Source organism: Photorhabdus sp. P32 (genome assembly GCF_038085095.1).
In the GTDB taxonomy this organism is placed as follows: Bacteria; Pseudomonadota; Gammaproteobacteria; order Enterobacterales; family Enterobacteriaceae; genus Photorhabdus; species Photorhabdus luminescens.
This window is the reverse complement of the sequence record NZ_JAZGJN010000031.1, coordinates 1-501: the sequence shown is the minus strand read 5'-3', so window position 1 is coordinate 501 and position 501 is coordinate 1. Positions and strand designations below refer to the sequence as shown.

Genomic DNA, 501 nt, shown 5'->3' with positions numbered 1-501 from the left:
GTATAGAACTTTACCGCGAAGCCGCGAGGATCACGCTCGGTATCCGCCGAGCCGCGCTCACCCCCTACCGTGGAAAAGCGCAGGAACAGGGGCGTTTGCTTGCCAACGGACTCGAACAGCTTGGCACGGGTGAGGTGAGTTATGTCTGCGGTCACGGTAAACGTGCCATAGGCGCCGGAGCCCTTGGCGTGCACACGACGCTCCGGAATGACTTCGCGGTTGAAATGGGCGAGCTTTTCGACTAGGTGGAANNCAACAAAGGGCCACGAGGCCCGGCTGAACGAGAATTCTGATTGTCGGCAACGGGGGCGCCAGCAGCGGTGGTGAGGGTCTTGCCTTGGCTCATGCCTGTATCTCCTTGTACATACCGGTTAAGTCGGCTTGAGGAGAATTCTAACGAGACGCCAACAAAGAACTAATTTATTAAACGAACCAAGCTGATAGAGCAGCACCATCGTTCAGACAATAAAAAACCGGGCTTAGGCCCGGTTCTTCATACAG

1 pseudogene is annotated in these 501 nt (G+C 55.7%); it reads right to left on the bottom strand.

The window, feature by feature from the left end:
- A pseudogene (locus tag V2H77_RS00100) lies at positions 1–346 on the bottom strand (catalase); the annotation flags it as partial.
- Positions 347–501: the final 155 nt, after the last annotated feature.